Annotated in this window: 6 protein-coding genes; 4 read left to right on the top strand and 2 right to left on the bottom strand. The window is 43.4% G+C overall.

What is annotated here, in order from left to right; all coding sequences use genetic code 11:
* Window positions 1-974: 974 nt before the first annotated feature.
* The 4 genes from RMY00_RS30915 (at window position 975) to RMY00_RS30900 (ending at window position 5,206) form a co-directional block, all read left to right on the top strand.
* Window positions 975-1,544 carry a photosystem I assembly protein Ycf4 gene (locus tag RMY00_RS30915; protein WP_322651181.1) on the top strand — a complete coding sequence of 190 codons (570 nt, stop codon included), beginning with the start codon at window positions 975-977 and terminating at the stop codon, window positions 1,542-1,544.
* Window positions 1,545-1,707: 163 nt separating this feature from the next.
* Window positions 1,708-2,508 (top strand): peptidylprolyl isomerase, encoded by an 801-nt coding sequence (locus RMY00_RS30910; protein ID WP_322651180.1) that lies wholly within the window; start codon window positions 1,708-1,710, stop codon window positions 2,506-2,508.
* Window positions 2,509-2,554: 46 nt separating this feature from the next.
* Entirely contained in the window at window positions 2,555-3,700 is a 1,146-nt protein-coding gene (locus RMY00_RS30905) for a beta-ketoacyl-ACP synthase (RefSeq protein ID WP_322651179.1), read from the top strand.
* A gap of 216 nt (window positions 3,701-3,916) precedes the next feature.
* The gene (locus RMY00_RS30900; RefSeq protein WP_322651178.1) at window positions 3,917-5,206 is read left to right on the top strand and encodes a Glu/Leu/Phe/Val dehydrogenase; all 1,290 of its coding nucleotides are present in this window, start codon (window positions 3,917-3,919) and stop codon (window positions 5,204-5,206) included.
* Window positions 5,207-5,251: 45 nt separating this feature from the next.
* Here the strand turns inward: RMY00_RS30900 and RMY00_RS30895 are convergent, their stop codons facing one another.
* Window positions 5,252-5,431 (bottom strand): hypothetical protein, encoded by a 180-nt coding sequence (locus RMY00_RS30895; RefSeq protein ID WP_322651177.1) that lies wholly within the window; start codon window positions 5,429-5,431, stop codon window positions 5,252-5,254.
* 138 nt (window positions 5,432-5,569) lie between these two features.
* Entirely contained in the window at window positions 5,570-6,466 is an 897-nt protein-coding gene (locus RMY00_RS30890) for a LysR family transcriptional regulator (protein WP_322651176.1), read from the bottom strand.
* Window positions 6,467-6,468: the final 2 nt, after the last annotated feature.

The following is a 6,468-nucleotide window of genomic DNA, read 5'->3' as shown; positions in this document are numbered from 1 at the left end:
CGTCTAATACGTCAAACCACCCTCTACTGGGGGCGCGTCCAACTGCGATGGTCATCGGACTAAAATCCTCTTTTTACTAAAATTGCAACGTTTCTAAGACAGTGCGGAGAGCCAGTGTAACCGACTGCCGTGAGGAATTAACGTTTTTTTTGACAATCTCAACAGCGTCAAAGCAATTGAGATTCTGAGAGAAATACTCATTAATGAGATCAGCATTTCTCTTTCTTTATGCCATTACACGTACCATCGGCTAGTAATCTAGCTTGTGGTAACTTAATGATTCTTAACTTATCATACTACTCAGGGTTTTTGCCTGATACACACCAAGCAAATCAGTTATGAAACACAAACCTTATAAATAATATGAATATCAGAAATTTTACAATTTGACACAACTTTTCTCAGAAATGTAAAAAAATTTAGTCTACATGGACGTGGGCAGGGGGCAGGGGAGAAATAATTTTTATCAGCGATTGAGTGAAGAAATTTAGGACTTAATGCCCTAAAAAATTATACAAGTAGCAGGAACAGGGAAGGGCGCAGTTGAGTTTTTGTCAACAATGTTTGGTAAAATGTGAATGGTCACTTCGCCGCCACGGTCGTTGATACACCTCTGAAAAAACTATGTGAAACGTTGGACAAGGGGGAAGGTACTAGTACAGCATGACGGAAATAAGCAGACCATTGAAAAGCCCTGAAAAGCTTATTCAATAACACTTTTGAATTTTGACTTCCGCCTTGCGGTACTAGTGGTTCGTCCCATAGTGCAAGTAAGGCATCATCCGGGACAGTAAAATTTATAGGGCACAGGGTAAAAAATCCCTCGTCTACGGTAAAGTATACCGTGGACTTAAAACAGAGCTTCAGTGCCTCCTCAGCAATAGCCGGATTGGTACAGAAGTACACACTATATGCCAAAGCATTAAGTGTGCAAGTATGTGACAGCGAGTATCTCACGGGGCAATGGTAGTTAAATGACGGCATCAACAACGATTAACAAAGGCGATCGCCTCCTGCATCAAAATGTTCTCGGTTCTCGTCGGTTCAGTAATTACTGCTGGGCAACTATCGTTACGTTGGGAGCAAGCGGCTTTTTATTGGCTGGAATATCCAGTTATTTAAAAGTTAATTTACTCATAGTTTCCGATCCAACTCAACTGGTATTCGTCCCCCAAGGATTGGTGATGGGTTTATATGGCACTGCTGGCTTGCTATTAGCTACATATCTGTGGCTAGTAATTTTATGGGACGTAGGAGGCGGTTACAACGAATTTAATCAGGAAACTGGCACAATTAAAATATTCCGTTGGGGATTTCCTGGCAAAAACCGCCGAATTGAGATTGACGGTCGCATAGAAGATGTACAGTCAGTGCGAATATCCGTCAAAGAAGGTCTTAATCCTCTTCGCGCCCTCTATCTACGCATTAAGGGCCGGCGAGATATACCCTTAACACGGGTGGGACAACCGTTATCTTTAACAGAGTTAGAAACAGAAGGTGCAAAATTAGCCCGCTTTTTGGGAGTGTCATTAGAAGGACTGTAAGGAAGTGGGGATGAGGGAGCAGGGGGAGCAGGGGGAGCAGGGGAAGAAGAGTTATTGATTAATGACCAATGCTCAATCCCCAATTCCCAATTCCCCATTCCCAATTCCCATTCTCAATACCCCTCGAAACGATAAGATACTCTGGTTAAATCGGTAACAGGCAATGCGGTTAAAAATTTCACAATTTTTGCTTTCTATTGCGATCATCAGTGCTTTGATGTTGGGTGGATGTTCAACACAGCAAGTCGCATCTAATACGTCTTCTCCAATCTCGACAGCTACCTCGACCACAAGCGAGGCAAGCAGCAAGACAACTACTGAAGCAACATCTTCATCTGAAACTAATAGTGAGAGTATTCCTGGACTGGCAGATTTACCACGTCTCGATGGCAAGGCTACTGTGGTACTTACGGTTAAAGGCTCGCCGATTACTATCGAAGTAGATGGCACTGATGCCCCTATTACAGCAGGCAACTTCGTAGATTTAGTGCAGAAGGGTGTATACGATGGTTTAGTTTTCCATCGAGTTGTACGGGAACCCCAACCATTTGTTGTTCAAGGGGGCGATCCACAAAGTAAAGACCCGAAAGTTCCAGCAGATAGACTGGGAACTGGTAGTTATATTGACCCAAAAACGGGAAATGCTCGTTATATACCTTTAGAAGTTAAGGCGAAAGGTTCAGATACTCCGACTTACAATAAACCCTTTGATGCTACTGCTCAACCTGTCGTATTACCCCATAAACAGGGTGCAGTAGCGATGGCACGATCGCAAGCACCAGACTCCGCCTCTGCCCAGTTTTACTTTGCTTTAGCAGATTTGCCGTTCTTAGATGGTAACTATGCTGTGTTTGGCAATGTAACTCAAGGCTTTGATGTAGTAAACAAAATTAAGCAAGGCGATCGCATTGACTCCGCTAAAGTCACACAAGGTGCTGAAAATCTGAAAATATCAGGGAAGTAGAGGAAGAGGGCAGGGGGCAGGGGGAAAATAACTACTAACTCCTAAATTGACAAAGGTTGTTGTCACTGGTATTGGTTTAATTTCCGCCTTGGGTGGAAACTTAGAAGATAGCTGGCAAAATTTGCTAGCAAGTAAATCTGGAATTCGATTACATCAACCTTTTCCAGAATTTACACCACTTCCTCTAGGTTTGATTGGTCAACAACCATCTGAGTTGACAATGTTAACTCAGATGGTTGTAGCTTCTGCTTTACAAGATTCTGGCTTAGTTTCACATGCACCTGATTGTGCTGTAGTCATTGGATCGAGTCGCTCTTATCAAGCGTCTTGGGAAATCATGGCGCAGCAAATGTATAAAGATGTAGCGAATTTGTCCGTGTCCTCTTTTGGAAATTGGCTAGATACATTACCTCACATGAACGCGATCGCTACTGCAAGACAAATCGGTGCATCAGGTATAGTTTTAGCACCGATGGCAGCTTGTGCAACTGGAATTTGGGCGATTGCTCAAGCAGCTTTGCTTATTCAAACTGGGCAATGTCAACAGGCGATCGCTGGCGCAATAGAAGCGCCGATTACACCCCTAACTTTAGCTGGATTTCAGCAGATGGGTGCTTTGGCAAAAACTGGGGCTTATCCCTTTGATTTGCACCGGCAAGGCTTAGTGTTAGGCGAAGGCGCAGCTGTGTTTGTCTTGGAATCAGCAGAGTTGGCAAAACAGCGTCAAGCAAAAGTGTATGGTGAAATTCTCGGTTTTGGCTTAACTAACGATGCATATCATGGTAATTCACCAGAACCTGAAGGCAAAAGTGCGATCGCTGCTATCAAACAATGTCTAGAACGTAGTTGCCTCTCACCAACTGATATTGATTACATTCATGCTCATGGCACAGCTACCCAGCTAAATGACCAAATGGAGAGCATGGTAATCCAGCGTTTGTTTCCCCAAGGGGTGGCAGTTAGTTCCACCAAGGGAAGCTCAGGCCACACATTAGGAGCATCTGGAGCTTTAGGTGTGGCTTTTTCTCTCATGGCCTTAAAGCATCAAATATTACCACCTTGTGTAGGATTTCAGCAGCCGGAGTTTGATTTAGATATCGTTACATCTGCACGTTTAAGTAAAATTAGGCAAGTACTATGTTGCAGTTTTGGCTTTGGAGGACAGAATGCAGCGATCGCACTAGCAAGGTAAAAACTTGTCATTTTAACTATCTGACTGACGTTATATATAAGTTTTACTTAAGTTTTTGCTCTTGATATATAATTATCCTGCTTTTGTAGCAATAGCAGAATATAAAATATAAAACTGTAACAAAAACTACAAAAATTTTATTTCCCTAAAAAAAAGGATAAGCTAAATACAGATGATATCCGGTTCGTAAAGATACCGTGATTAGGAGAAAATTTTATGATTTCAAAATCTCTGTTGCTGCCAGAACCTGCTTCTCCAGCGCATATATGCCCATTTGATCAAGCATGTAGCTACTTAGAAGCGGCAGCTAAAGAATTAAATTTAAATCAGGGTTTGCTAGAAATTCTTAGCCACCCGCGTAAGGTTGTGACGGTTTCCATCCCCGTGAAATTAGATAATGGGGAAATACAGGTTCTTGCTGGACACCGGGTGCAACACTCCGATGTTTTAGGCCCCTACAAGGGTGGAACCCGTTACCATCCAGCAGTGACATTACGGGAAGTATCTGCTCTAGCAATGCTGATGACCTGGAAATGTGCTTTGTTAGGTATACCTTACGGTGGTGGGAAGGGTGGCATTCCCATAGATCCGAAACGCTACAGTGTTGGCGAACTAGAGCGAATCACCCGCCGTTATATCAGCGAGTTGATTAAAGATATTGGGCCTGCTGTAGATATTCCTGCTCCAGATATGGGTACTTCTGCCCGTGAGATGGCTTGGATGATGGACACTTACTCTGTGAATGTCGGTCATGCTGTACCAGGGGTTGTAACTGGAAAACCGCTTTCTATTGGTGGTTCGCTGGGACGAGAAATGGCAACCGGACGTGGCGTGATGATTATTGTCCGTGAGGCGCTGGCACAGCAAGGTAAATCCTTAGCAGGTATCCGAGTAGCTATTCAGGGTTTCGGTAACGTTGGCTGTGCCGCAGCAGAATTATTACATCAAGCAGGCGCGAAAGTTATTGCTGTTTCAACGGGTGCTGGAGGAATATTTTCCGAAGTCGGTCTTGATATTCCCAGGTTGAAAGTCTATGCTGCTGAAAATCGTAAGAGTATTATGGGTTTCCCGCAATCTGTACCAATTAGCAATGCAGATTTATTAACTTTGCCCTGCGATGTTTTAATACCGGCGGCTTTAGAAAACCAAATCACTGAAGAAAATGTGAATCAAGTGCAAGCACGAATTGTCGCAGAAGCAGCTAACGGGCCGATTACTCTTGAGGCTAACTTGGCGTTAGAGGCGCGGGGTGTGACAGTGCTACCCGATATATTGGCGAATGCTGGCGGTGTAGTAGTCAGTTATTTAGAGTGGGTGCAGGGTCTTTCCTATGTATTTTGGGATGAGGAACGCGTTAACCGCGAAATGGAGCATTTGATGGTACAAGCTTACCATCGGGTGATTCAGCAGTCGGAGATACGGCAAATTCCTCTGCGATTAGCTGCTTATACTTTAGGGGTAGGTAGAGTGGCTCAGGCGCTGACTGACAGAGGTCTTTATCCTTAAGATTTAGGCATGGGGTAGAAATGAGCAACTGTGCAGAAAGTTACGTTAAGGACTTAATGAGCCACTTTCAATACTGCGATCGCTTTCATTGAAGTAGCGGGAACTTTTCTGTAGACACGTTGTAGACAAAGTGTGGACGGTTTGCCTACACTTACGAAGACCACTTCCAACCAAGGCAATGCTCATCCCGTCCACTTCCCCCAGTCCTCGATCTGCTCGAAACATAATGCGGATATCCTCAGCACTCACATCACATCAGCGAACAGATGGGTGGACTGTTGCATAAAGCAATATAAATTCTTTAAGCAGCAATTTCTGGAGTTAGTTGAGCAACCTTGGTTCGCAAATTCTCCACGACCTTTCTTACATTTCCCATCTGCGGCTTATATCTTTGAGAACCTCTAGAAACTCATTTAAAACAGCAGATTGGTCGTCACGCCGCCAAAGCGCAACAATGCTGATTTTCAGGTTATTTCCTTCAATTGGTCTGTACACAACTCCCTGACGCTGAATATTTTGGGCATTTTTTAGCACCAAAGACACCCCAACTCCACCCGCAACTAAACTCAATACGGTCAGCATCCAAGTTGCTTGTTGGACAACTTTTAATTCATGACCAAAAACCTGTTCACAAAAATTAATAATTTGATTATAGAAATGGATTACTTTTGGTGAAGGTAAAACAAAAGGTTCATTCGCTAATGCCTTGAGTGGAATTTGAGATTTAGCTACTAGTAGATGTGACTCAGGTAAAGCAATCACTAGTGGCTCTGACAAAATGGTTATAGACTCTAAATCTGGGTGATTATCATTGGGCAAAAAATCAAAACCAATATCAATTCGGTAATCAAGCAACTGCTGTATTTGCTCATTCAATGCTAACTCACATAAAACTAGCTCGACATCAGGACGATGGGAGCGAAAAGCTTGCAGTACATTTGGCAGAACACTGTTAGTAATTGAACTATTAAGTGCGATCGTCAACTCTCCTACCTCACCAAGACTAGCTCTGTATGCTCGTCTCTTCGCCCGTTCAACCTGCCTAATAATCTCAGAAGCATCTTCAAAGAAAACTTTTCCCCCAGATGTTAACTGGAGTGGTCGTCTCTCTCGGTCAAACAGTTCAAATCCTAAGTCCTTTTCCAAGCGACGAATATGCTTGCTCAGATATGGCTGATCGATATCCAAGAGGTCAGCAGTTCGACTGAAGTTGAGTTCTTCAGCCAGAACAGTAAAGTATTTTAGCTTGTCTAACTCCATAC

The sequence above is a fragment of the Nostoc sp. ChiVER01 genome, assembly GCF_034531155.1.
Lineage (GTDB): Bacteria > Cyanobacteriota > Cyanobacteriia > Cyanobacteriales > Nostocaceae > Nostoc.
Note: the sequence above shows the minus strand (reverse complement) of the source record. Positions and strands in the feature narration are given on the sequence as shown.

Coding starts and splice junctions, on each gene's coding strand:
- RMY00_RS30915 (WP_322651181.1), top strand. CDS start 975: ATGACGGCATCAACAACGATTAACAAAGGCGATCGCCTCCTGCATCAA.
- RMY00_RS30910 (WP_322651180.1), top strand. CDS start 1,708: ATGCGGTTAAAAATTTCACAATTTTTGCTTTCTATTGCGATCATCAGT.
- RMY00_RS30900 (WP_322651178.1), top strand. CDS start 3,917: ATGATTTCAAAATCTCTGTTGCTGCCAGAACCTGCTTCTCCAGCGCAT.
- RMY00_RS30895 (WP_322651177.1), bottom strand. CDS start 5,431: ATGTTTCGAGCAGATCGAGGACTGGGGGAAGTGGACGGGATGAGCATT.
- RMY00_RS30890 (WP_322651176.1), bottom strand. CDS start 6,466: ATGGAGTTAGACAAGCTAAAATACTTTACTGTTCTGGCTGAAGAACTC.